The organism is Pseudomonas sp. JS425 (assembly GCF_018223845.1).
GTDB lineage: Bacteria > Pseudomonadota > Gammaproteobacteria > Pseudomonadales > Pseudomonadaceae > Aquipseudomonas > Aquipseudomonas asiatica.
The window spans coordinates 3,896,058-3,919,506 of sequence record NZ_CP073661.1 but is presented as its reverse complement, the minus strand read 5'-3'; the positions used below and the strand labels follow the sequence as shown (position 1 = coordinate 3,919,506).

Annotated in this window: 22 protein-coding genes; 8 read left to right on the top strand and 14 right to left on the bottom strand. The window is 66.0% G+C overall.

The window, feature by feature from the left end; translation table 11 throughout:
* Positions 1–21: 21 nt before the first annotated feature.
* Entirely contained in the window at positions 22–399 is a 378-nt protein-coding gene (locus KDB76_RS18155) for a response regulator (RefSeq protein WP_003256176.1), read from the top strand.
* Positions 400–509: 110 nt separating this feature from the next.
* Here the strand turns inward: KDB76_RS18155 and KDB76_RS18150 are convergent, their stop codons facing one another.
* The 3 genes from KDB76_RS18150 to KDB76_RS18140 are packed head-to-tail and all read right to left on the bottom strand — an operon-like array spanning position 510 to position 3,150.
* Positions 510–1,091: a TetR/AcrR family transcriptional regulator gene (locus KDB76_RS18150; RefSeq protein ID WP_024087337.1), complete on the bottom strand. Its 582-nt coding sequence runs from the start codon at positions 1,089–1,091 to the stop codon at positions 510–512.
* A gap of 12 nt (positions 1,092–1,103) precedes the next feature.
* Positions 1,104–1,952 (bottom strand): 3-hydroxybutyryl-CoA dehydrogenase, encoded by an 849-nt coding sequence (locus tag KDB76_RS18145; protein ID WP_013973109.1) that lies wholly within the window; start codon positions 1,950–1,952, stop codon positions 1,104–1,106.
* 13 nt (positions 1,953–1,965) lie between these two features.
* The gene (locus KDB76_RS18140; RefSeq protein ID WP_013973108.1) at positions 1,966–3,150 is read right to left on the bottom strand and encodes an acetyl-CoA C-acyltransferase family protein; all 1,185 of its coding nucleotides are present in this window, start codon (positions 3,148–3,150) and stop codon (positions 1,966–1,968) included.
* 168 nt (positions 3,151–3,318) lie between these two features.
* Between KDB76_RS18140 and KDB76_RS18135 the strand changes: the two genes are divergently transcribed.
* Positions 3,319–4,329, top strand: coding sequence for an AraC family transcriptional regulator (locus tag KDB76_RS18135; RefSeq protein WP_003259468.1), 1,011 nt, complete (start codon positions 3,319–3,321; stop codon positions 4,327–4,329).
* A 130-nt stretch (positions 4,330–4,459) separates the two neighbouring features.
* On the opposite strand, the gene KDB76_RS18130 is transcribed toward KDB76_RS18135, so the two are convergent.
* On the bottom strand, positions 4,460–4,897 hold the full coding sequence (locus KDB76_RS18130) for a carboxymuconolactone decarboxylase family protein (RefSeq protein ID WP_023661771.1): 438 nt from the start codon (positions 4,895–4,897) through the stop codon (positions 4,460–4,462).
* Between the two features lie 197 nt (positions 4,898–5,094).
* On the opposite strand from KDB76_RS18130, the gene KDB76_RS18125 reads away from it, so the two are divergent.
* Entirely contained in the window at positions 5,095–5,553 is a 459-nt protein-coding gene (locus KDB76_RS18125; RefSeq protein ID WP_024087336.1) for a nucleoside deaminase, read from the top strand.
* Positions 5,550–6,746, top strand: a complete 1,197-nt coding sequence (locus KDB76_RS18120) for a cyanate transporter (protein WP_013973105.1) — start codon at positions 5,550–5,552, stop codon at positions 6,744–6,746. The genes KDB76_RS18125 and KDB76_RS18120 overlap by 4 nt, the downstream gene beginning before the upstream one ends.
* Here the strand turns inward: KDB76_RS18120 and KDB76_RS18115 are convergent.
* From KDB76_RS18115 to glcD, 7 genes are all read right to left on the bottom strand, one after another.
* The gene (locus KDB76_RS18115) at positions 6,739–8,172 is read right to left on the bottom strand and encodes a PLP-dependent aminotransferase family protein (protein WP_013973104.1); all 1,434 of its coding nucleotides are present in this window, start codon (positions 8,170–8,172) and stop codon (positions 6,739–6,741) included. The two genes, KDB76_RS18120 and KDB76_RS18115, sit on opposite strands and share 8 nt — an antisense overlap.
* Positions 8,173–8,364: 192 nt before the next feature.
* Positions 8,365–8,703, bottom strand: coding sequence for a hypothetical protein (locus tag KDB76_RS18110; RefSeq protein ID WP_013973103.1), 339 nt, complete (start codon positions 8,701–8,703; stop codon positions 8,365–8,367).
* Positions 8,704–8,871: 168 nt separating this feature from the next.
* A complete protein-coding gene (locus KDB76_RS18105; protein ID WP_013973102.1) occupies positions 8,872–11,043 on the bottom strand; it encodes a malate synthase G in 2,172 nt (723 codons plus the stop codon).
* Positions 11,044–11,195: 152 nt separating this feature from the next.
* Positions 11,196–11,594, bottom strand: coding sequence for a heme-binding protein (locus tag KDB76_RS18100; protein WP_024087335.1), 399 nt, complete (start codon positions 11,592–11,594; stop codon positions 11,196–11,198).
* Positions 11,587–12,822: a glycolate oxidase subunit GlcF gene (glcF, locus tag KDB76_RS18095; RefSeq protein ID WP_013973100.1), complete on the bottom strand. Its 1,236-nt coding sequence runs from the start codon at positions 12,820–12,822 to the stop codon at positions 11,587–11,589. Before glcF ends, KDB76_RS18100 begins: the two co-directional genes overlap by 8 nt.
* Before the next feature lie 9 nt (positions 12,823–12,831).
* Positions 12,832–13,884 (bottom strand): glycolate oxidase subunit GlcE, encoded by a 1,053-nt coding sequence (gene glcE, locus KDB76_RS18090; protein WP_024087334.1) that lies wholly within the window; start codon positions 13,882–13,884, stop codon positions 12,832–12,834.
* A complete protein-coding gene (glcD, locus tag KDB76_RS18085) occupies positions 13,884–15,383 on the bottom strand; it encodes a glycolate oxidase subunit GlcD (protein ID WP_038409796.1) in 1,500 nt (499 codons plus the stop codon). Before glcD ends, glcE begins: the two co-directional genes overlap by 1 nt.
* Before the next feature lie 194 nt (positions 15,384–15,577).
* Between glcD and glcC the strand changes: the two genes are divergently transcribed.
* Complete coding sequence (glcC, locus tag KDB76_RS18080; protein ID WP_024087332.1) at positions 15,578–16,342, top strand: transcriptional regulator GlcC; 765 nt, start codon at positions 15,578–15,580, stop codon at positions 16,340–16,342.
* Positions 16,343–16,471: 129 nt separating this feature from the next.
* Here glcC and KDB76_RS18075 read toward each other — a convergent pair whose 3' ends face one another.
* Positions 16,472–16,789 (bottom strand): DUF2388 domain-containing protein, encoded by a 318-nt coding sequence (locus KDB76_RS18075; protein WP_013973096.1) that lies wholly within the window; start codon positions 16,787–16,789, stop codon positions 16,472–16,474.
* Positions 16,790–16,960: 171 nt separating this feature from the next.
* On the opposite strand from KDB76_RS18075, the gene KDB76_RS18070 reads away from it, so the two are divergent.
* Positions 16,961–17,587: a glutathione S-transferase gene (locus tag KDB76_RS18070; RefSeq protein ID WP_024087331.1), complete on the top strand. Its 627-nt coding sequence runs from the start codon at positions 16,961–16,963 to the stop codon at positions 17,585–17,587.
* Positions 17,588–17,681: 94 nt separating this feature from the next.
* Here the strand turns inward: KDB76_RS18070 and KDB76_RS18065 are convergent, their stop codons facing one another.
* Complete coding sequence (locus tag KDB76_RS18065) at positions 17,682–17,924, bottom strand: hypothetical protein (protein WP_023662350.1); 243 nt, start codon at positions 17,922–17,924, stop codon at positions 17,682–17,684.
* Between KDB76_RS18065 and KDB76_RS29895 the strand changes: the two genes are divergently transcribed.
* Positions 17,911–18,318, top strand: coding sequence for a hypothetical protein (locus KDB76_RS29895; RefSeq protein WP_232109030.1), 408 nt, complete (start codon positions 17,911–17,913; stop codon positions 18,316–18,318). The genes KDB76_RS18065 and KDB76_RS29895 overlap by 14 nt on opposite strands.
* Positions 18,319–18,462: 144 nt before the next feature.
* Here the strand turns inward: KDB76_RS29895 and mrdA are convergent, their stop codons facing one another.
* The gene (gene mrdA, locus KDB76_RS18055; RefSeq protein WP_013973094.1) at positions 18,463–20,358 is read right to left on the bottom strand and encodes a penicillin-binding protein 2; all 1,896 of its coding nucleotides are present in this window, start codon (positions 20,356–20,358) and stop codon (positions 18,463–18,465) included.
* 241 nt (positions 20,359–20,599) lie between these two features.
* Between mrdA and tssM the strand changes: the two genes are divergently transcribed.
* Entirely contained in the window at positions 20,600–23,392 is a 2,793-nt protein-coding gene (gene tssM, locus KDB76_RS18050) for a type VI secretion system membrane subunit TssM (protein ID WP_235208004.1), read from the top strand.
* Positions 23,393–23,449: the final 57 nt, after the last annotated feature.

The following is a 23,449-nucleotide window of genomic DNA, read 5'->3' as shown; positions in this document are numbered from 1 at the left end:
TAAGTATTTCAAGGCGTTGACATGAGTGAAGATGCACAAGATGTAGTACTGGTGGTCGAGGACGAACCGGCGATTCGCATGATCCTGCGTGATTACCTGGCAGGCGAGGGCTACCACGTGCTGGTGGCCGAGGATGGCGAGCAGGCGTTCGCGATCCTGGCGAGCAAGCCGCACCTCGACCTGATGGTGACGGACTTCCGCTTGCCGGGCGGGATTTCCGGGGTGGACATTGCCGAGCCGGCAGTGAAGTTGCGGCCGGACCTGAAGGTGATCTTCATCAGCGGCTACCCGGCGGAGATTCTCGAGTCCGGCAGCCCGATCACCCGCAAGGCACCGATCCTGGCCAAGCCGTTCGACCTGGATACCTTGCACGAGCAGATCCAGTCGCTCCTGCGCTAGCCTGCACTGGCCCTTTCGCGGGTAAACCCGCTCCCACAGGAACCGTGCAAACCTTGAGACTTGCACAGTTCCTGTGGGAGCGGGTTTACCCGCGAAAGGGCCGGAGCAGGCTAGCGCAGGGTCCGCTCCAGCCCACCCACCAGCATGCTTTCCATCAACCCCAGCCCCTGTTCTTCGGGCAAGGCCTTCAACAGCCCCGGCAACTGGTTCAGCAGCGTCGCCACCACATGCGCCGTGGCCACCAGGGCCTGTCCCTGCAACTTCGCCTGCGGTGCGATCAACCTCAGCAACCCCGCCTCATAGCGCTTGCGCAACAAGGCCAGGCGCGCCTGCTGGTCGTCGCTCAGGCAACAGAAGTCGCGCTCCGCCAGGCGAAACTGCATGGGCCGCTCGGCATGCAGCTGCCAGTGCGCGGCAATCAGGCAGCTCAGCGCCGACGCCCCGCGCGCCATGGCCCGGCGCCCCTGGTCCAGGGTGGCCTGCAATTCCTCGTACAACTCCTCGATCAGGTCGTACAGCAGGTCCTGCTTGCTGGGGAAGTGGTGATACAGCGAGCCTGCGGTAAGCCCCACATGGGCCGCCAGCTCGCGCATGCTGACCTGGCCGAAGCCCTTTTCGGCAAACAGCGCCATGGCCCGGTCACGTCGCTCTTCAAAGTTGGCACAGCGCATCGCGGCATTGACCGGGGGCATGGCGTTCGCTCCTCAGTAGGTGAAGAAACCGCGGCCGCTCTTGCGCCCCAGCCAACCGGCCGCGACCATTTCCTTGAGCAGCGGGGCAGGGCGGTACTTGCTGTCGTTGAAGCCTTCATGGAAGGCCTCCATGATCGCCAGCAGGGTGTCCAGGCCGATCAGGTCGGCCAGGGCCAGCGGGCCGATCGGCTGGTTGCAGCCCAGGCGCATGCCGGTGTCGATGTCCTCGGCACTGGCCAGGCCTTCCTGGCGCACGAAGATCGCTTCGTTGATCATCGGCACCAGGATGCGGTTGACCACGAACCCAGGGCGGTTGCCGGCGGTGATCGGGGTCTTGCCGACCTTTTCGGTCACCACCAGCGCTTGGGCGTAGGTGCTGTCGCTGGTCTGCAGGCCGCGAATGATCTCGACCAGCGCCATCATCGGCACCGGGTTGAAGAAATGCACGCCGATGAAGCGTTCGGGGTGCTCGATGCTGGCCGCCAGCTGGGTGACCGACAGCGACGAGGTGTTGGTGGCGATCAGGCAGTCGGCGGCGACGTTGGCGGCCACCTGCTGCAGGATGCGCTGCTTGAGCTGCAGGTTCTCGGTGGCGGCTTCGATCACCATTTGCGCGCTGCTGAGCTGGGTGTAGTCGGTGCTGGTGCGAATGCGGGTGCGGGCAGCTGCCGCCTTGTCGGCGTCGAGGGTACCCTTGGCGACCTGGCGCTCGAGGTTCTTGCTCAAGGTGGCCACGCCGCGCTCCAGCGCAGCGTCGGACACGTCCACCAGCAGCACCTGGTAGCCGGCTACCGCGCACACCTGGGCAATGCCGTTGCCCATGGTGCCTGCGCCGATCACGGCAATCTGTTCAATGCTCATGTGTCAGGCTCCGTCAGACGCGCTCGAAGACCAAGGCGATGCCTTGGCCACCACCGATGCACATGGTGGCCAGGGCATAGCGGCCCTGGATGCGCTGCAGCTCATGGATGGCCTTGGTGGCGATGATCGCGCCGGTGGCGCCCACCGGGTGACCCAGGGAAATGCCCGAACCGTTGGGGTTGACCTTTTCCGGGTCGAAGCCAAGCTCGCGAGCTACGGCGCAGGCCTGGGCAGCGAAGGCTTCGTTGGACTCGATCACGTCCAGGTCCTGCACACTCAGGCCGGTCTTCTCCAGCACCTTGCGGGTGGCCGGGATCGGGCCAAGGCCCATCAGTTCAGGCTCGACGCCGGCATGGGCATAGCCCACCAGGCGGGCCAGGGGCTTCAGGCCCAGGCGGCGCACCGCATCACCAGTGGCCAGTACCAGGCCGCCAGCGCCGTCGTTGATGCCACTGGCGTTGCCGGCGGTAACGGTACCGTCTTTCTTGAACACCGCCTTCATCCCTGCCAGTTGCTCGGCGGTCACCTCGCCACGCACATGCTCGTCAGTGCTGAACTGCACGCTGCCCTTGCGGGTTTTCAGTTCCAGCGGAACGATCTGGCTGGCGAAGCGGCCTTCGGCAATGGCGCGAGCGGCGCGGCGCTGGCTGGTCAGGGCCAGTTCATCCTGCATTTCGCGGGTAATGCCGTGCTTGGCCGCAACGTTCTCGGCGGTGATGCCCATATGGAAGTGTTCGAACGGGTCCTGCAGCACACCGACGGTATAGTCGATGCCTTGCAGATCACCCATGCGAGCGCCCCAGCGTGCCTGCGGCAGCAGGTACGGGCCACGGCTCATGGATTCGGCACCGGCCGCCACGGCCACGTCGGTGTCGCCGAGCAGCAGGCATTGGGCTGCCGAGACGATGGCCTGCAGGCCCGAGCCGCACAGGCGGTTGACGTTGAATGCCGGGGTTTCCTTGGGGATGCCGGCGTTCATTGCCGCTACGCGGGCCAGGTAGGCGTCACGCGGTTCGGTGGGGATCACCGTGCCCATCACCAGGTGGCCGACTTGCTCGGCGGCCACGCCCGAGCGCTCGATGGCGGCGCGGGTGATGGCGCTGGCCAGGTCGGCTAGCGGCAGGTCCTTGAGGGAACCGCCAAAACCACCAATGGCTGAACGGACGGCACTGACGACGTAGATTTCTGCGCTGCTCATAGGGGCTCCGATTGCGAAGGCATGGCGGGACCGGGCCAGGCTCTGCGAGAATGGCCGACGATCCCGGAGTGGGACCGAGTCTAGGCAAAGGCTCTGTTGCAGCCTATGCCGGAACTGTTCAGACAACCTGGCACTTTTTGCCACTCAGCATAGACAGCGAAAACCGCCATGCGCGATAGCGATTCGGTCGCCGTGTACTTCCTCAATGCCATGCTCCATGCCCTGCGCGACTGCCCCGCCGAACGCGATGCGCAGCTGCGTGCGGTGGGCATCGACCCACAACTGCTCGAGCAGCCCCAGGCGCGTGTACCGGCCAAGGCCTTCGCCCAGCTGTGGCTGGCGCTGATCCAGCGCCTGGACGATGAGTTCTTCCGCCTCGACAGCCACGGCATGCCGCCGGGCAGTTTCGCCCTGATCTGCCGGGGCCTGATCCTGGAGCCGAACCTGGAGAAGGCCTTGCGCCAGTGCATGGGCGGTTTTGGCCTGTTCCTGCGCGATCTGCGCGGCAGCCTGACGGTGCGTGGCGGGCGGGCGCTGATCAGCGTGCAGTCGAGCATCGCCGACCCGCTGACCCGGGTGTATGCCGAGGAAACCTACCTGGTGCTGATGATCGGCATGCTGTGCTGGCTGGCCGGGCGGCGGATCGCCATCGACCGCACCGAGCTGGCGGTGTCGCGCCCGGCCCAGGAAGACGACCTGCTGCTGTGGGGGCCGGACCTGCGCCTGGGCAGCGGGCGCACCGAGGTGGAGTTCGACAGCGCCTACCTGCGCCTGCCGGTGGTGCAGGACCTGGCGGCCCTGAAAACCTTCCTGCGCAGTGCGCCACAGGGGCTGGTGATTCGCTTTCGCAACCAGAACGGGCTGGTGGCCGAAGTGTACCGGCACCTGCGGGCGCGGCGTTATGGGCAGTGGCCGACGCTGGCGGCGCTGGCGCAGCAGCAGGGGGTCAGTGCCAGTACTTTCCGTCGGCAGCTGGAGCGGGAAGGGCGTTCGTACCAGCAGATCAAGGATGAGGTGCGCCGGGCAATGGCCTTCGAGCGGTTGCGCGAAGGGGAGTTGAGCATTGCCGAGATTGCCGAGCAGACCGGGTTCCAGGAGCCCAGTGCGTTTCACCGGGCGTTCAAGAAGTGGACCGGGCAGAGCCCTGGCAGCTACCGGGCGCGGTTGGCCGGGCGTTGAGATGTTGCCTGTGCCGGCCTCTTCGCGGGTGAACCCGCTCCCACAGGGGACTCACAGAATCTGAAAAATGTGCTGTACCTGTGGGAGCGGGTTCACCCGCGAAGAGGCCGGCACAGGAAGTCAAGAGTGATCAGGCCGGCACCATGGCAAACCCGACCCCGAATCGGTTCCAGGCATTGATGGCGGCAATTGCCAGGGTCAGGTTGGCCACCTCCGCCGGCTCGAAGTGTTCCTGCAAGGCTTCATATTCGCCCTGCGGCGCGCCGTGCTCGGGCAGCCTGGTCAGGCTCTCCACCCAGGCCAGCGCAGCACGTTCGCGCGGGGTGAAGTAGGCGGTTTCCTGCCAGACGCACAAGGTCTGCAGGCGTGCCTCGGTCTCACCGGCCTTGCGCGCATCGTTGGCGTGCAGGTTGACGCAGTAGGCGCAGCCGTTGATCTGCGAAGCCCGCAGGCGCACCAGTTCCAGCAGGGAATTCTCCAGGCCACTCTTGGCCAAGGCCTGCTCCAGGCCGACCATGGCTTTGTAGGCCTCGGGGGCGTGCTTGGCCCATTCGATACGGTTGTGCATGGCTGTCTCCAAAGGTGTGGGGTGGGGATGGCGCTACTGTAGCGCCGCACGTTGGCCTCCCCGATAGCCAATCACGCGCATAAGCGGGAGGCCAATCGGCCATTTGGGAGGCCACTGACAGGCATCCAATCTCTTCATTTCTGCCAGGCCGCCGAAGCCCGGATAATGATCAGGTCTTGCAACAGGGGAACCGATTCATGTCCGAAGAACGCTACATGCGCGAAGCGCTCGACCTGGCCCGCGCCAACATTCAGGCTGGTGGCCGGCCCTTCGGCGCCGTGCTGGTGTACCAGGGGCAGGTGCTGGCGCGTGCGATCAACGAGATCCACAGCACCCAGGACCCGACCGCCCACGCCGAGATGCAGGCCATCCGCAAGGCCAGCCACGCCCTGGGCCAGGCACGCCTGGACGGCGCCGAAATCTACGCCAGCGGCCACCCGTACCCGATGTGCCTGGCGGCCATGCACCTGTGCGGTATCGAGCGGGCCTGGTTTGCCTACGACAACGCCGAGGGCGAACCCTACGGCTTGTCCACCGCGGCGGTATACGCGCAGATGGCTCGCCCGCCCCAGCAACAGAGCCTGCCGCTGCGCGCCCTGAAGCCCAGCGGCGAAGCCGGTCTTTACCTTGAGTGGAAACAGGCCAACGCACAATGAGAGCGGCATTGAACCTGCTGCTGGTCATCCTGCTGGCACTGAACCTGCGGCCGATCCTGACCAGCATCGGCCCGTTGCTCGAACCCATGCGCGCAAGTACTGGCCTGGGTTACCAGCAGGCGGCCTTGCTGACGGCGTTGCCGGTGCTGTGCATGGGCCTGGTGCCCTTGCTGCAACCCTGGTTGCGGCGCTGGATCAGCGAACATGGCGGCATGCTTGCTGGCCTGTCTGCCATCGCCCTGGCCTGCCTGTGGCGCCTGCAACTGGGCAGCGCCTGGGCGCTGATTGCCAGTGCGGTGGTCGCCGGCCTGGGGGTGGCGGTAGTGCAGGGCATGATGCCGGGGCTGGTCAACCGCTGGTTTCCCGGCCGCCTGGCAGGGGCGATGGGCCTGTATTCGGCTGCGCTGATGAGCGGCGGCGGCCTGGCCGCCGTGCTCGGGCCACACATCAGTGGCTACTTCGGCCACTGGCAGGTCGGCCTGGGCGTGTGGGCGATCCCGGCCGTGCTGGCGGTGCTGGCCTGGGCCGTGCTGCGGCCGCGCCAGGAGGCGGCGAAACTGGCCGGTGCCGCCGGCGGTCATTGGTTCGGTACGCGTCGGGCCTGGTTGCTGGCGCTGTACTTTGGCTTGATCAACGGTGGCTACACCAGCATGGTGGCCTGGTTGCCGGCCTATCACATCGAGCATGGTGGCAGCGCCCAGGGCGGTGCCGACCTGGTTGGCCTGATGACCATCTTCCAGGTGGCCGGCGCACTGGGCCTGCCGCTGTTGCTGCGGCGCTGGGCAGACCGGCGCCCGGGCCTGTGGCTAGCCTTGGCGATCCAGCTGGTGGGTTTCCTCGGCCTGCTGCTGGCACCCACGCTGGCCTCGGGGCTGTGGGTGGCGATGATCGGTTTCGGCCTGGGCGCCTGCTTCAGCCAGAGCCTGACGCTTACTCTGGAGCACCTGAAGACGCCTGCCGAGGCTGGCAGCCTGGCGGCGTTCGTGCAGGGCATCGGCTTCATCATCACCGGCATGGTGCCTTACGTCACCGGCTGGTTGCGCGACATGAGCGGTGATTTCCAGGCCTCCTGGACGCTACTGACCGTGACCGTGGTAGCGATGCTGCTGGTTACCACGTGGTTCAACCCTCGCGGTTATGCCGCGGCGATTGCTCGCCCGTTAGTGGCGGGCAAGGCCGCGCCGGTCAACTGAGGCGCTGCAGGGTGTCGCGCACCCGGTCCAGCGCCGGGTCGATGTCCAGCAGCTCGATGGCGCCGAAGCCCAGCAACAGCCCCGGGCGCACTGGCGCTTCGCTGAAGAACGGCGCGAGCGAATACAGGCCGACCTCCACCTTGCGTGTGAGGTTGGCCAGCAGCTCGACATCGACCCCAGGTTTGGCCAGGGCGCTGAGGTGGAACCCGGCGCTGGCGGGGATGGCGCTGAACCACGGTGCCAGGTCGCCGCCCAGCCGTGCGAGGATGCGTTCGCGACGGGCGCTGTAGACCTCGTGGCAACGGCGGATGTGCTTGTTCAGGTGGCCTTCGCCGAGAAAGCGCGCCAGTGCCCACTGCAACAGGGTCGGGCTGTGCCAGTCGCTGAGGTGCTTGGCCACGCAGGCGGCCTTCAGCACGTCGGGCGGCAGTACGGCGTAGCCCAGGCGCAACTCGGGCAGCAAGGTCTTGGAAAAGGTCCCCACATAGGCCACCAGGCCATGGCGGTCGAGGCGCTGCAGAGCGTCGGCGGCTGGGCCGTGGTAGCGGAACTCGCAGTCGTAGTCGTCTTCGATGATCAACGCACCCAGCTCGGCGGCCCGTGCCAGCAGGGCGTGCCGGCGTGGCTCGCTCATCGGCATGCCCAGCGGGAACTGGTGCGAGGGCGTCACGTAGATCAGCCGGGTGCCGTCGGCGATCTGCTCCACGCACAGGCCTTCATCGTCCACCGGTACCGATTGCAGGCGCGCGCCGAGGGCCAGGAACAGTTGCCGCGCTGGCGGGTAGCCCGGGTCTTCCATGGCTACCTGGCAACCCGGCTCGACCAGTACCCGTGCGATCAGGTCCAGTGCCTGCTGGGCGCCGTTGCACACCAGCAGGTCAGCGGCGCTGCAGTGCACGCCGCGGGCATAGGCGACATGATGGGCAATGGCCTCGCGCAGCTCCGGCAGGCCCTGGGCAGGGAACTGCCGCTCGGGATGGCGCTGGCTGCGGCGCAGGGCATAGTTCAGGCAACTGCGCCACTGGTCGAACGGGAACTGCGCCTTGCTCGAGGCCCCGCCGATGAAGTCGTAACGCGACGGAGCCTCCAGCTGGCGTCGGCTCAGCACGGTGGCGCGCTGCTGCCAGCGCTCGAGCGACGCGGCACCAGCCAGGGGAATCGCGGTCGATTCGCTGCTGCGCAGCGGCTGGCGCGGGGTGACGAAGGTGCCCCGGCCGACCACGCCGCTCAGCAGGTTGTCGTAGGTCAGCCGGGAATAGGCCTCGGCCACGGTCTTGCGCGACACGCCCAGCTGCTCTGCCAGCAGGCGGCTTGGCGGCAGTTGGGTGCCGGCGGCCAGGTGGCCGCTGTCGATGCCGGCGCGCAGTTGCTGGTAAAGCTGGTCGGCCAGGCCTTTGCGGCCTTCCAGGCGAATGTGCAGTTCCATGGAGCGGTCCGGAGCGGGGAAGTGCTCAGGATAGCGGATTGGTCGGGGAAGGGCATGGGGCCGCTTTGCGGCCCATCGCGACACAAGGCCGCTCCCACAGGTACAGCGCTGCAATCAAAGTCTGTGATGTCCTGTGGGAGCGGCCTTGTGTCGCGATGGGGTGCAAAGCACCCCCAGAAAGCCAACGCAAACTCAGATCCGGGCAGTACTCACCGTGATGTAGCCCTTGTCCGCCAGCGCGATACGTATCACCGTCTCGTCCGCCGGCGCCTTGCGGTTGCGCTTGATGCGAACGCCTTCCACCGCTGCCGCTTTCATATGCTCGGTGATGGCCCGCCCGTTCGGGTCGAAGAACAACTCGCTGGCCAGCAACTCGATACGCTCGATCAGTTGGCGGGAGCGTTCATCGGTGGCGCAGAAGAACATCACCCCCGACAGGTGGGGGTCTTCGTCCGGGTTGTTCATGTCATGGGCCAGCAGTTCGCGCAGGGTGCTGCGCAATTCGGCAGTGGGGCGGGCGTACAGGTGCATGCGGAACCTCCTCTGGATCGCGACCTTGCGTCATCCAGTGCCGATCATGTTTTCAGAGGGCGGAGGCAACAAGTAGGACGCTTCCGAGCGCCGAATAGGAAATTTCTGAAGGTGCCGGGATACCACCTGTTTTCATGCAGTGGGGCCGCATAGCGGCCCCTGTCAGCATCAGCGCCCAACCTCCTGCTTGAAACGCAAGCGCCAGCCATGCAGTAACGGTTCGGTATAGCCACTGGGCTGCTGCCGCCCCTTGAACACCAGCTCCCGCGCAGCGCGGAAGGCATGCGATGCCTCGAAACCGGCGGCCATCGGCCGGTACGCCGGGTCCCCGGCATTCTGCTGGTCGACCACGCCGGCCATGCGTTGCAAGGTCGCCTCGACCTGCTCGGCATCGACCACCCCGTGGTGCAGCCAGTTGGCAATGTGCTGCGCGGAAATCCGCAGGGTCGCGCGGTCTTCCATCAGGCCCACATCATGGATATCCGGCACCTTGGAACAGCCGACCCCTTGCTCGACCCAGCGCACCACGTAACCGAGGATACCCTGGCAGTTGTTGTCCAGCTCGGCCTGGATTTCGGCTGCGCTCCAGGGCCGCTCGGGGCTGACCGGGACACTGAGCAGGTCATGCAGCAACTCGGCGCGCTGGGCATTCAGGTCAACCTGTTCCAGCGTTTGCTGCACGGCCGCCACATCCACCTGGTGGTAGTGCAGCGCATGCAGTGTCGCGGCTGTGGGCGAGGGCACCCAGGCCGTGTTGGCGCCGGCCCTGGGCTGGGCGACTTTCTGTTCCAGCATGGCCGCCATCAGGTCGGGCATGGCCCACATGCCCTTGCCGATCTGCGCCTTGCCGCGCAGGCCACAGGCCAGCCCCACCAGTACGTTGCTGCGCTCATAGGCCTGGATCCAGGCACTGCCTTTCATGTCGCCCTTGCGCAGCATGGCGCCGGCTTCCATGGCCGTGTGCATCTCGTCACCGGTGCGGTCGAGGAAGCCGGTGTTGATGAACACCACCCGTGACGCGGCGCTGGCGATGCAGGCTTTGAGGTTGACGCTGGTACGCCGCTCCTCGTCCATGATGCCCATCTTCAGCGTGTGTGCGGGCAGGCCCAACAGGGCTTCGACGCGGCCGAACAGCTGGTCGGCAAAGGCCACCTCGGCCGGCCCGTGCATCTTCGGCTTGACGATGTACAGGCTGCCCTCGCGGGAATTGCCACGGCGCTTGAGGTCATGCAGGCCGATCAGGCTGGTGACCACGGCATCGAGGATGCCTTCCGGGATTTCCCGGCCATCACGGTCGTGGATAGCCGGGTTGGTCATCAGGTGGCCGACGTTGCGGATGAACAGCAGCGAGCGGCCCGGCAGGGTCAGGGGCTGGCCGTCTGCGCCGTGGTAGTGGCGGTCTTCGGCCAAGGTGCGTTCGAAGGTCTTGCCGCCCTTGCTGACCTGTTCGCTGAGGTCGCCCTTCATCAGGCCGAGCCAGTTGCGGTAGACGTTGACCTTGTCGTCGGCGTCCACGGCGGCTACCGAGTCTTCGCAGTCGATGATGGTGGTGAGCGCGGCCTCCAGCAGGATGTCCTTGACCCCGGCCGGGTCCTGCCGGCCGATGGCGTTGGCTGGGTCGACCTGGATTTCGAAATGCAATTGGTGATGCTGCAACAGGATCGCTGTTGGCGTGTTCGGCTCACCTTGGTAACCACGCAGTTGCGCGGGGTGCCTGAGGCCGACCTGGCGGCCATCGGCCAGGGTTACCTGCAGCGTGCCCTGGCTGATCGCGTAGGCCTTGGCGTCGCTGTGCGACGCACCGTCGAGAGGGGCCGCGGTGTCGAGGAACTGCCGGCCATAGGCGATCACCTTGGCGCCGCGTTGCGGGTTGTAGCCCTGGCCACGCTCGGCGCCCTCGGTTTCGGCGATGGCATCGGTGCCATACAGGGCATCGTACAGCGAGCCCCAGCGGGCGTTGGCGGCGTTGAGAGCGTAGCGGGCGTTGCTCAGTGGCACCACCAGTTGCGGGCCGGCCTGCACGGCGATCTCGCGGTCAACGTTGCGGGTGCTGACCTGCACGCTTGCCGGGGGCTCTACAAGGTAGCCGATGCCTTGCAGGAAATGCTGGTAGGCGGCCATGTCACGGATCGGGCCGGGGTGCCGGCGGTGCCAGTTGTCGAGTTCTGTCTGCAGGCGCTCGCGTTCGGCGAGCAGGGCGCGGTTTTGTGGTGCGAGGTCGTGGATCAGGGTGCTGAAGCCTTGCCAGAAGGTGCGGGCTTCGATGCCGGTGCCGGGGAGGACCTCATCTTCGATGAAGCGCTGCAGGGTGGGGGCGATCTGGAGTGGATGGTTTGGCATTGTCTGTTCGCTCGAGGTTCAGTCTTCTGGGTAAATGTTGCTTTTGCCGGCCCTTTCGCGGGTGAACCCGCTCCCACAGGGCTTTCACAAGGCCTGAGGCCTGTGCAGCACCTGTGGGAGCGGGTTTACCCGCGAAGAGGCCGGCACAGGATTCAGAGGGCAGCCGCCCCGGCCTTGGCCACCTGGGCATCCTGCTCGGCCTTGACCCCGGACACGCCGATCGCCCCCACCACCTGGCCATCCACCCGCAGCGGTACGCCACCTTCCAGGCTGGTCAGCAGCGGCGCGGTAACGAAAGCAGTACGGCCACCATTGACCATTTCCTCGTAATCTCGCGTCTCCTTGCGCCCCAGTGCGGCAGTGCGGGCCTTTTCCATCGCGATGTAGGCGCTGGCCGGCGCGCAGCCGTCCAGGCGCTCCAGGGCCAGCGGGTGGCCGCCGTCGTCGACCACGGCAATGGTCACGTTCCATTGTTGTGCCTGGGCTTCCTGGCGGGCGGCGGTCAGCACTTTGGCGACTTCGGCCTGGCCGATCACGAACTTGCTATGCATGGTGGTTCTCCGGGTTCAAGGCTGCTTCGACGATTTCGATCCAGTGCCGCACCGGTGTGCGTCCGGCCCCGTCGAGGTGGGCTTGGCAGCCGATGTTGGCGGTGGCGATGACTTGCGGCTTGCCGCTTTCCAGGGCGTTGAGGCGGTTGTCGCGCAGCTGTAGCGACAGCTCGGGCTGGGTCAGCGAATAGGTGCCGGCCGAGCCGCAGCACAGGTGGCCGTCCGGTACCGGGGTCAAGGTGAAGCCCAGGCGTGTCAGCAACGCCTCCACCGCACCCCCCAGCTTCAGCGCGTGCTGCAGGGTGCATGGGCAATGGAAGGCCAGGCGCTGTTCGGCGCACAGGCCCAGTTGCTCGACCGGCTCGTCGCGCAGCACCTCCACCAGGTCGCGGGACAGGGCGCTGACCCGTGCGGCCTTGGCGGCGTAGCGCGGGTCCTTTTCCAGCAGGTGGCCGTAGTCACGCACGAACGCGCCGCAGCCGCTGGCGGTTTGCACGATGGCCTCGGCGCCGGCTTCGATGGCAGGCCACCAGGCATCGATATTGCGCCGCGCCCGTTGCAGGCCTTGTTCCTGGGCATTGAGGTGATAGTCCACCGCGCCACAGCAGCCGGCCTGCCGGATTGGCACCACGCTGATGCCCAGGCGGTCCAGCAGGCGTGCGGCGGCTGCGTTGGTGTTGGGCGACAGGGCCGGTTGCACGCAGCCTTCCAGCATCAGCACCCGCCGCGCATGGCGCGGTGCGGGGCGTTGGCCGGGGGTGGTGACCCGCGCCGGCAGCTTGCGCTTGAGCGTTGCCGGTAGCAGTGGGCGCAGGGCCTGGCCACTGCGGGTCAGGGCCTTGAACAGCGCCGGGCGTGGCACCACTGCGCGCAGGCCCTGGCGCAGCAGGCGCTGGCCGAGCGGGCGTGGCACCTGCTGTTCGACCACGGCGCGGCCAATGTCCAGCAGGTCGTGGTACTTCACCCCGGAAGGGCAGGTGGTTTCACAGTTGCGGCAGGTCAGGCAGCGATCCAGGTGCAACTGGGTGCTGGCGGTGATCGGCGCGCCTTCGAGCATCTGCTTGATCAGGTAGATGCGCCCGCGTGGGCCGTCCAGTTCATCGCCCAGCAGCTGGTAGGTGGGGCACGTGGCGGTACAGAAGCCACAGTGCACGCAGGAGCGCAGGATGCTTTCGGCCTCGTCGGCGCGGGCCAGGCGTCGGGCGGTTTCGCTCAGGTTGGTTTGCATGGTCTGGCCTCACAGGTCCGGGTACAGGCGGCCAGGGTTGAACACACCCTGGGGGTCAAGTTGCTGCTTGAGCGCTCGGTGGTAGCGCATCAGCGCGGCGGGCAGCGGTGGGCTGCTGGCAGCGCCAGGGACATGGCAGGTGGCGTGGCCACCGACCTTGGCGACCTGCTCGCGGATGTGCTGCGCCGGTGCCGTGGACTTGAGCCAGCGCTGCGCGCCACCCCAGTCGATCAGCTGCTGGCCGGGCAGGTCCAGCTCGCCGGTGGTGTTGGGCACGGACAAGCGCCACAGCGGCGCGGGGCCAGTAAAGAACGCCAGGCGCTGCTCGCGCAGGTCGCTCCAGAAGCTGCTGTCCAGTGCCTCGCCGCCCAGGCGCTGGCGTGCCGACTGCACCGAGCCTTCGCCGCCTTCCAGGCGTAGGTACAGCGCGTCGCCGTCATGGCAGGCCGCGCTGATCGGCAGCGGCTGCTGGCCCCATTCGGCCAGCTCCGCCAGCGCCTGGTGGCGGCCCATCGGCAGGCGCAGGCTGAGGCACTGGCGCGGGCGGGGCAGCACTTTCAGCGACACCTCGGTCAGCAGCCCGAGGCAGCCGAAGCTGCCCGCCATCAGCCGCGACACGTCGTAGCCGGCAACGTTCTTCATCACTTCGCCACCAAAGCGCAACAGCTTGCCGTGGCCGGTGATTACCCGCGTGCCCAGCACATAGTCACGCACCGACCCGGCCCACGGCCGCCTGGGGCCCGACAGCCCGGCCGCGACCATGCCACCCAGGGTGGCGTCGGGGCCCAGGTGCGGTGGTTCGCAGGGCAGCATCTGGCCAGCCTCGTGCAGCGCTGCCTCGATCTCGCGCAGCGGCGTGCCGGCGCGGGCGGTGAGCACCAGCTCGGTCGGGTCGTAGCTGACGATGCCGCGGTGGCTGCGGGTGTCGAGTACCTCGCCGGCCACCGGGCAGCCGAGCATGGCCTTGCTGTTGCCACCCTGGATACGCAGCGGTGTGGCCTGGTTCAGCGCCTGGTTGACCTGCTCCAGCAGGGCCTGGCTGATGTCGCGGTCCATGCTCATCAGAAACGCTCCAGATCGGGAAAGGGCAGTTGCCCATGGTGCACGTGCATGGCGCCGAATTCGGCGCAGCGGTGCAGGGTGGGGATGTTCTTGCCGGGGTTGAGCAGGCCCTGTGGGTCGAAGGCGGCCTTGACCGCATGGAACAGGGTGATTTCGTCGCTGTTGAACTGTGCGCACATCTGGTTGATCTTCTCGCGCCCCACACCGTGCTCGCCGGTGATGCTGCCGCCTACGGCCACGCACAGTTCGAGGATTTTGCCGCCGATGGCTTCGGCACGTTCCAGCTCGCCTGGCAGGTTGGCATCGAACAGGATCAGCGGGTGCATGTTGCCGTCGCCGGCATGGAACACGTTGGCCACGCGCAGGCCGTATTCGGCGGACAGGTCGCTGATGCCCTTGAGCACCCGTGGCAGTTCGCGGCGCGGGATGGTGCCGTCCATGCAGTAGTAGTCCGGGGAGATACGCCCCACCGCCGGGAAGGCGTTCTTGCGCCCGGCCCAGAAGCGCACGCGCTCGGCCTCGTCGCAGGCCAGCCGCACATCACGCGCACCGGCCTGGGCCAGCACGGCGGCGACCCGTTCGCAGTCATCGTGCACATCGGCTTCGACGCCATCCAGTTCGCACAGCAGGATGGCCGCAGCGTCAACCGGGTAGCCGGCGTGGATGAAGTCCTCCGCTGCGCGGATCGCGAGGTTGTCCATCATCTCCAGGCCGCCGGGGATGATCCCGGCAGCGATGATCTCGGCCACTGCCCGGCCGGCGTCCTCGACGCTGTCGAAGCTGGCCAGCAGCACTCGCGCCACCTGGGGCTTGGGCAGCAGCTTGACGGTAACTTCGGTGACGATGCCGAGCATGCCTTCAGAGCCGGTGAACAGTGCCAGCAGGTCGAAACCGGGGCTGTCCAGGGCATCGCTGCCGAGGGTCAGGCGTTCGCCCTCGACCGTGAGGATTTCCACCTTGAGCAGGTTGTGCACGGTCAGGCCGTACTTCAGGCAGTGCACGCCACCGGCGTTCTCCGCGACATTGCCGCCGATGGAGCAGGCTATCTGCGAGGATGGGTCCGGCGCATAGTACAGGCCGTGGGGCGCGGCAGCCTGGGAGATGGCCAGGTTGCGCACGCCGGGCTGCACACGGGCGAAGCGGCCGTGCGGGTTGACCTCGAGAATGCGGTTGAAACGCGCCATCACCAGCAGGATGCCTTTTGCCAGCGGCAGGGCGCCACCCGACAGGCCGGTACCGGCGCCGCGTGCCACCACCGGCACACCACGCTGGTGGCAGAGCCTGAGCAGGGCCTGCACCTGCTCCAGGCGCTCGGGCAGCACCACCAGCAGCGGCACCGTGCGATAGGCCGAGAGGCCGTCGCATTCATAGGGCTTGAGGTCTTCCTCGCGGTGCAGGATCTCGAGGTCCGGCAGGGCAGCGCACAGCGCTTGCAGCAGCGCCGCCCGGTCCACGTCGGGCAGCGCGCCATCGACGCGTTCGTCGTACAGGATATTCATCGGCTCACTCGGCAACGGTTTTTGTTGTTGTTGGCAAAGCGCTCACCCTTGCAGCCTGCGCGTGGTAGCCGTCGGGGTCGAGTACAGGGTGAGCTGGTCCTACCAGTTTTTGCGGCGGGTACTGGTTATTGACGGCTTTGCCCGGCTAAATTGAGGCAAGTGGTCGAAGTGGTCATACCAGCAGGAGGGGCGCAGTGGGTAGTGAAGGCAAGGCCAAGGTCGCCGACCAGGTGGCCGAACGGGTCGAGCGGTTGATCGTCGACGGCGTGCTCAAGGTGGGCCAGGCCCTGCCGTCGGAGCGGCGCCTGGTGGACAAGCTGGGCTGCTCGCGCTCGGCGCTGCGTGAGGGCCTGCGCATCCTGCGCGGGCGCGGCATCATCGACACCGAGCAGGGGCGCGGCTCGTTCGTCGCCGACCTGACGGGCCATGCGGGGGCCACGCCGTTGATGCACCTGTTCGGCTCGCAGCCGCGTACGCTGTTCGACCTGCTGGAAGTGCGGGCGTTGCTGGAAGCCGAATCGGCGCGCCTGGCGGCACTGCGCGCCACCGAGGTCGACCGTTTGCTGATCCGCCGGCGCTATGAAGAGATGCTGGCTGCGCACGAAGCCTCCGAAGCGATCGATGCCCGTGAACATGCCCGCCGCGACCATGCCTTTCACCGGGCGATCAGCGAGGCTTCGCACAACCCGGTGCTGGTGCATACCTTGCAATCGCTCAGTGACCTGACCTTGAGCACGGTGTTCGCCTCGGTCAACAACCTGTATTGCCGGCCGGCGCAGAAGCGCCAGATCGACCGCCAGCATGCGCGGTTGTATCACGCGGTGATGGAGCAGTTGCCCGAGCAGGCGCAGCGCGCGGCGCGCGAGCATATCAACGGGATCCGCGACAGTTTGCGGGAGATCGAGCAGGAAGAGCAGCGGCTGGTAAGGGCTACCATGCGCATGGATGGCTGGGGTTGAGGTGTTGCCTGTGCCGGCCCTTTCGCGGGTAAACCCGCTCCTACAGGGGGGCTGCACTGGGTTTGAAGTCTGTGCGGTGCCTGTAGGAGCGGGTTTACCCGCGAAGAGGCCGGTGCAGAATTAGCCCAATCAATGATCGGCTATGCGGTCCTCCTGCGAGAGGAGGGCCCGGGCCAGCTCTTCATCATTGGCCTGCAGCCCTGGGTTGTCCTTGCGGGCCTGTTCCAGCGCCGACTCCACATAGGCGCCACGGATTGCACCACCGCTGGCAACGTAGGCCGAAAGCTCGTCACGCGCCGGGATGATCCGTTTGTCGTCCTTGAAGGTCGAGTAAAGCGAAGCGGAAACACCGGCCGAGGTTGCGACGTCGCCTGCGTCGACGTCAGCCAGGGCAGCACCGGCAGGCAGCAGGAGCAGCAGCGCAGGGGCGAGGAGTAGGTGGCGCATGGTGTGTTCTCCAGTAGCGTGAAGCCCAAGTAATTGAACCACTCAGTGATTAAGAAAGCGCAGGTGGGGAGGTAGTTCCCTTCGTATCGGAAACAGGCATTGACCCTGTCGAGCCAGGCGTGATCTGCTCGGGCTGCTGGCCCAATAATTCAATGGATGAAGGTTCTCCCCATGCCCGACTACAAGCTGCATTGCTTCGCCGAATCCGGTAACGCCTACAAGGCCGCCCTGATGCTTGAACTTACAGGCCAGGACTGGCAGCCGGTGTTTGTCGATTTCTTCAATGGCCAGACTCGCGAACAAGCCTGGCGTGACGACGTGAACGAACAGGGCGAGGTGCCGGTGCTGGAACACGCCGGCAAATCCTTTACCCAGTCTGCGCTGATCCTTGACTACCTCGCGGAGAAAACCGGGCAGTTCGGCCCCCGCGACGAAGACGAAAAGCGCGAGATCTGGCGCTGGATGCTGTTCGATAACCATAAGTTCACCAGTTACTACGCGGCGCTGCGTTTTCTTTTCTGCCTGAAGAAAACCGGTGAAACGGATGTGACCCGGTTCCTGCGCGAACGTGCCATGGCGGCCTACCGTATCGTCGACGTGCACCTGGCGAAGACACCGTTCATGGTCGGTGGCCGGCTGACGATCGCTGACCTGTCGCTGGCCGGGTATGTGTTCATGCCGGAGGACACTGGCATTGCGTTGGCGCAGTTCACCCACATCGAGGCATGGAAAGCACGAATCCAGGCGTTGCCAGGGTGGAAGCACCCGTATGAACTGATGCCCCGCGCGGCATCCTGAGCAATCCGGCTCGCCAGGCCATGGTGCAGTGGGCCTTTGGCGAGCCAGCCATTCTGATGGCCGGTCGGTGACAAGCGCAGCGGCGTGGCTACGCTCAAAAATCAAGAAACATCCCGAAATATTTGGCCGGCAGGCCCTGAAGGATCTCGTTCAACCACTGCAGATGGAAGGCCGCGCTGGTTAGCAAGTCGCCCCATGGGGGGCCGGAAATCACAGGGTGCGTCGTGCAACCCGGTTCTACTCCAAGCGGAGGCATCATGATGCTCAGGAAATGCTTGTTGGCTCTGGCTATCGGTACAGTGTTGTCGGCTTCGGCCGTGTTGGTGCCAGACTCCATTGACGGTACCTCCAGCGCGTATGCGAAGGATGGTGGTGGTGGCGGCGGTGGCGGTCACGGTGGTGGTGGCGGAGGCAGCGGCGGTGGTGGTGGCCATGGCGGCGGAGGTGGTGGTAGCGGTGGCGGCGGTGGCCATGGCGGTGGAGGTGGCGGTAGCGGCGGTGGTGGCTCGGGTGGTGGCCACGGCGGCAGTGGCAGCGGGCACAGTGGCGATGGTGGTGGGCATGATGGCCGCGGGCGCAATGGTGCAGATGATGGTGCCGACCACGAGGCCAACCACGAAGCCAATCATGAGGCGAATCACGATGTGGGCGAGCCCCACGGTGTAGGGCATGGCGCCGACGATGGGGCTGACCATGACGTTGGGGATGATCGCGGAGGCGATCGGAGCTAGCAGTTTGGGTGTCTGTGTCGACCTCTTCGCGGGCACGCCCGCTCCCACAGGTATCGCGCCGCTTTCAAGGTTGGCGCAGCACCTGTGGGAGCGGGCGTGCCCGCGAAGAGGCCCGAACAGGCCATAGAGCGGCTTCCAGCGGTCTCAAGCATGCGGCACGCTGCGAGGCGCTACCCCACCTGCATACTGCGGCTTCAGATGTCCCTGCTCATCCAGCAGATAGGCATCCATCACCTCCCGCACAACCGGCCCTGCCACCCGCCCGCCGGCTTCGCCGTTCTCGATCATAACCGCCACCACCACACTCGGGTGATCAGCCGGGGCAAAGCCTACGAACAGGGCGTTGTCGCGGTGCCGCTCCAGGGTCTTGTTGCGGTTGTAGCGTTCGCCCTGCTTGATCGCTACCACCTGCGCGGTGCCGCTCTTGCCGGCAATCCGGTACTGCGCACCGGCTGCGGCAGCGCGGGCGATGCCGCGCGGGTCGTGCATGACCATCTGCATGCCCTGGCTGACCTGGTCCCAGGCATGCCTGTCGTGCAGCACGATATTGGGCATCGGGTTGGGATCTACCGGCGCATCGCCTCCTACGGTCATGGCCAGGTGCGGGCGGTGCCACACGCCCTTGCTCGCCAGCAGGCTGGTGGCCTGGGCCAGCTGCAGCGGGGTGACCTGCATGTAGCCTTGGCCGATGCCCAGGATCAGCGTCTCGCCCGGGAACCAGGCCTGGCGCCGGGTGGCGCGCTTCCACTCGGCCGACGGCATCAGCCCGGACGCCTCCTCGAACATGTCCAGCGACACCTTCTGGCCCAGGCCGAACTCGGCCATGTAGTCGTGCAGGCGGTCGATGCCCAGCTTGTGCGCCAGGTCGTAGAAGTAGGTGTCGTTGGAACGCATGATGGCGGTGTACATATCCACCCAGCCATCGCCGCTGCGGTTCCAGTTGCGGTACTTGTGGTCGTAGTTGGGCAGCTCGTAGTAGCCGGGGTCGAACACCCGGCTGCCCGGGGTGATCACGCCGCTGTCGAGGCCGGCGATGGCCACTTCCGGCTTCACCGTCGAACCGGGGGCATACAAGCCGCGCAGCACGCGGTTGAACAGCGGGCGGTCGATGGAATCGCGCAGGGCGGCGTACTGTTTGAAGCTGATGCCCTTGACGAACAGGTTGGGGTCGAAGCTGGGGTTGCTGACCATCGCCAGCACGTCGCCATTGGCCGGGTCGAGCACCACCACCGAGCCGCGGCGGTCGCCCAGGGCCTTTTCCGCGGCCAGTTGCAGGTGGGCGTCCAGGGTCAGGACGATGTCCTGGCCCGGGGTCGGGGCCTTGTGGTTGAGCACACGCATCACCCGGCCCTGGGCGTTGGTCTCGACCTCCTCGTAGCCCACGTGGCCATGCAGCTGGCTTTCGTAGAAGTGCTCGATGCCGGTCTTGCCGATCGACTGGGTGCCCCGGTATTCGGTGCTGTCGAGGGTCTTGGCCTCTTTCTCGTTGATGCGCCCCACATAGCCTACCGAGTGGGCGAAATGCTCGGCCAGCGGGTACTCGCGGATGAACTGTGGTTCCACCTCCAGGCCTGGCAGGCGGAACTGGTTCACCGCCACCAGGGCGATCTGCTCTTCGCTCAGACCGACCATCAGGGTCACCGGCTCGAACGGCTTGCGGCCACGGCGCAGGTCCTTGTCGAACTGCTTGCGGTCGTCGTCGGTCAGGCTCAGCACCTGGGCCAGGGTATCGAGGACCTTGGCCGTGTCACCGCCGGCCCGCTCGCGGGTCATGGTCAGGTCGAAGCTGGGCTTGTTGTCGGCCAGCACCACGCCGTTGCGGTCGTAGATCAGCCCGCGCTCGGGGGCGATGGGCAGCACGTGCACGCGGTTGTTTTCCGATACGGCGGTCTGCTGGTTGTGCTGCAGCACCTGCAGCACATAGAGCCTGCCCACCAGGACGGCGACCAGGCTGAAGACCAGGGCGGCGCAGGCCAGAAGCCGGCGGTTGACCAGGTGCTTTTCCTTTTCGTGGTCCTTGAGGGGTATGGGTTGCGGCATCGGGGTTCTGTCTGCTGATGGTGTGGCTGGGTGAGGTGTGAGCGCTGTGGGCACGCGCCTGTGGGAGCGGGCGTGCCCGCGAATGGGCCGCGCAGCGGCCCCGGGGGGCGGTGATGCTACGCAAGGTAGTGAGCCCCCTCAAGGTGAAGGCCTGCGGCTGCAGAAGCGAAGAGGGCTGCCACGCCCGCAATCAGGGCGCTCGCCAGCAAAATGAAGATTTGTTCATGGCGGCAGTGCGTTGGTGCGGTTGACGGAGCTGGGCGGTGAGTTGGGTACGCGCTTGCCGCTGTACGTGGTGATGAGCAAGTTCGACTTGCTGGACGGTTTCGAGGAACTGTTCGCCGCGCTCCCGGCCCGTGAGCGGGAAGAGGTGCAGGGCTTTACCTTCACGTTGGGTTCGGTAAAGGACTTCGATGCCTGGCTGCAGGAGCTGGAGGGAGCCTATCAGGGCTTCCTGGGGCGCCTCGGCAGGCAACTGATGAGCGCTACCGTGGGCGCACCTGGCACCACGGGCAAGAGCGCCTGCTCGCTGCTTCGGGAACTGAGCGGGGCGCAGGAGATGTTGCTGAATTTCCTCGCTGATGTACTGGTCAGTGACCGCTACAGCACCCCACCCCTGGTGCGTGGCCTGTACTTCTCCTCGGTCTACCAGCGAGGCGAAGTGCGCAACCTGCTCGCGGATGCTTCTGCCCGCGCCTTTGCCTTCGCTACCCCGGCGTTGTCGACCAAGCCGCAAGGTACCTCCGTGGTGTATTTCGCGCAGCGGCTGTTGCAACGCGTGGTCTACCCCGAGGCCGGCCTGGCGGGCGACAACCGCAAGGTCGCCCGGCGCAAGGGCCGCCTGTTGAAGGGCGGCGCCGTGGCGGCGAGTATGTGCGGGTTGGCCATGGCCGGTGGTTGGGCGTACTTCTACAGCGTCAACCGTGACAAGGCGGAGCAGGTGCTGGAGAAAAGCATTGCGTTCAGCAACACCAGCACGGACGCCAAGGATGATTTGACCGGGCGCAGCCTGCTGCTGCCGTTGAATGAGATCCGTGATGCGGTGAGCCTGTACGGCGATTATCGCTCTGGTTGGAGCGTGTTCACGGATATGGGGCTGTACCAGGGCAAAGCCATTGGCCCGCAAGTGGACCAGGCGTACCTGAATGCCCTGGCCCAGCGCTTTCTACCGATGATTGCGGGCGGCGTGGCAGCGTCTGTCAAGCAAGCTGCCCCTGGTAGCGACGAGCAATTGGCGGCATTGCGCGTGTATCGCATGATCGAGGATCGCGGTAATCGTCGGGCAGAGATGGTCGAGCAATGGATGGCTCGCGAGTGGCAAAGGGCGTATCCGGGCCAGGGCCAGCTGCAGGCCGCGCTGATGCGCCACCTCAGGTACGCTTTGGCCTACGCAGATGTCGAGCTGCCGGAGTATCGGAAAGTCGTTGCCCAAGCGCAGCAGCAGTTGCGCAAACTGCCGCTGGCCGAGCGTGTCTACATCGGCTTGAGGCAGCAGGCTCGGGAGCAATTGCACGGTGAGCTGGATTTGCGCAACGAGATCGGCCCAGCGTTCGATATCGTCTACAGGCCACTGGCCGAGCGCGATCACCAGGCGGCCGTCGACGCCAATTTGTCCCTGCCACCTTTACTGACGGCGACGGGCTTTCGCGACTATTTCGACCAGCATAGCCAGAACGTGGCCGACCTCGCCCTGGTCGACCAGTGGGTGCTAGGGGAGCGGCGTAGCCTCGACTACTCCGACATGGACCGCCAGGCCCTGGCGGAGCGTCTGCGAGCCCTGTACAGCGCCGACTACATCGACAGTTGGCGGCGTGTGCTGAACCAGTTTTCGGTTGCCGAATTCAGCGATCTTGCGCATGCCTTGGGTGTTCTGGAACAAGTCAGCGGCCCGGCAGCGCCGATACGCCGGCTGCTGGAAACCGTGCGCAGCAATACGCTGATCTATCCGCAGGCCGCGGACAGCGAGAAGGAATCGAAAGCCGATCCGCAGGTTCGCATGCAGGCCATGGGTATCTATCGGTCTTTCGCGGGGCTTTCGGGGATGCTCGACGGGCGGGGTGACAAACCGTCCTACCATGACGAAACACTCCAGGCGATCAGCGCTGTACACGACTACGTGAAGGCGGTGCAGGACAGCCCTGACCGGGGCAAGGCCGCCCTGGCGCTAGTGTTGAGCCGTTTTTCGGAAACGGCGCCCGACCCCATTCGCAACCTTCAGCGCATTGCCACGGGCCTGCCGGAACCCCTCAATCGGCATGTTCGCCAGCTGGCGGAGCAGACTTCGCAGGTGCTGATGGTCATGGCGTTACGGGAGCTGGAGCAGCGTTGGGATGCCGAGGTTTACAGCGTCTACCAGGAACGACTGGCCTCACGCTATCCCATCGACCCGGCCGGGCCGGATGTGTCACTCAAGGATTTTGAAGCCTTCTTTGGCCCGCAAGGCCAGCTCAAGCGCTTCCAGGACCAGTACCTTGCGGTGTTTCTCGAAGACAACCTCGATGCCCTTTACTCCCGTGCGGATGAAGGTTACCTGGTCCGCCCCGAAGTCATGGTGCAGCTGAAGCAGGCTGAAGCCATACGCAATGCGTTTTTCGACAATCGCGGGGAGCTGAACGTGAGTTTTGGCCTCGAGCCCCTGGCGATCAGCGGTGGCTTGCGCGGCAGTGTCTTTGACCTGGATGGGCAGCTGCATGCGTTTGCGGACCGGGGCAAGGAGCCGATCGGCATGACCTGGCCGGGCCCTGCCGGGGAGAGTGGGCATAGCCGTGTCACCCTGGTGCAGGTTGCGGGTACCACTGTCAGCCTGGGCTATCACGGCCCCTGGTCGCTCTACCGCCTGCTCAGCCGCGGTGGGCTGAATGCCCGTACATCCACCAGTATCGATCTCGGTTTCATGATTGCCGGCGATACGGCGCGCTACAAGGTTCACACCACGGGCGCAAACAACCCCTTTACCCGCCAGCTCTTTGCAGGGTTCGCCCTGCCGCAGCGGTTGTTGCGTGACGGCACGGCCAGCGAAGTGGCCGGGCGATAGGGCACGGCGCAGGCCACCCAAGAACCCCGATACCAGTGGCCTGGGTCGGGATTCGTT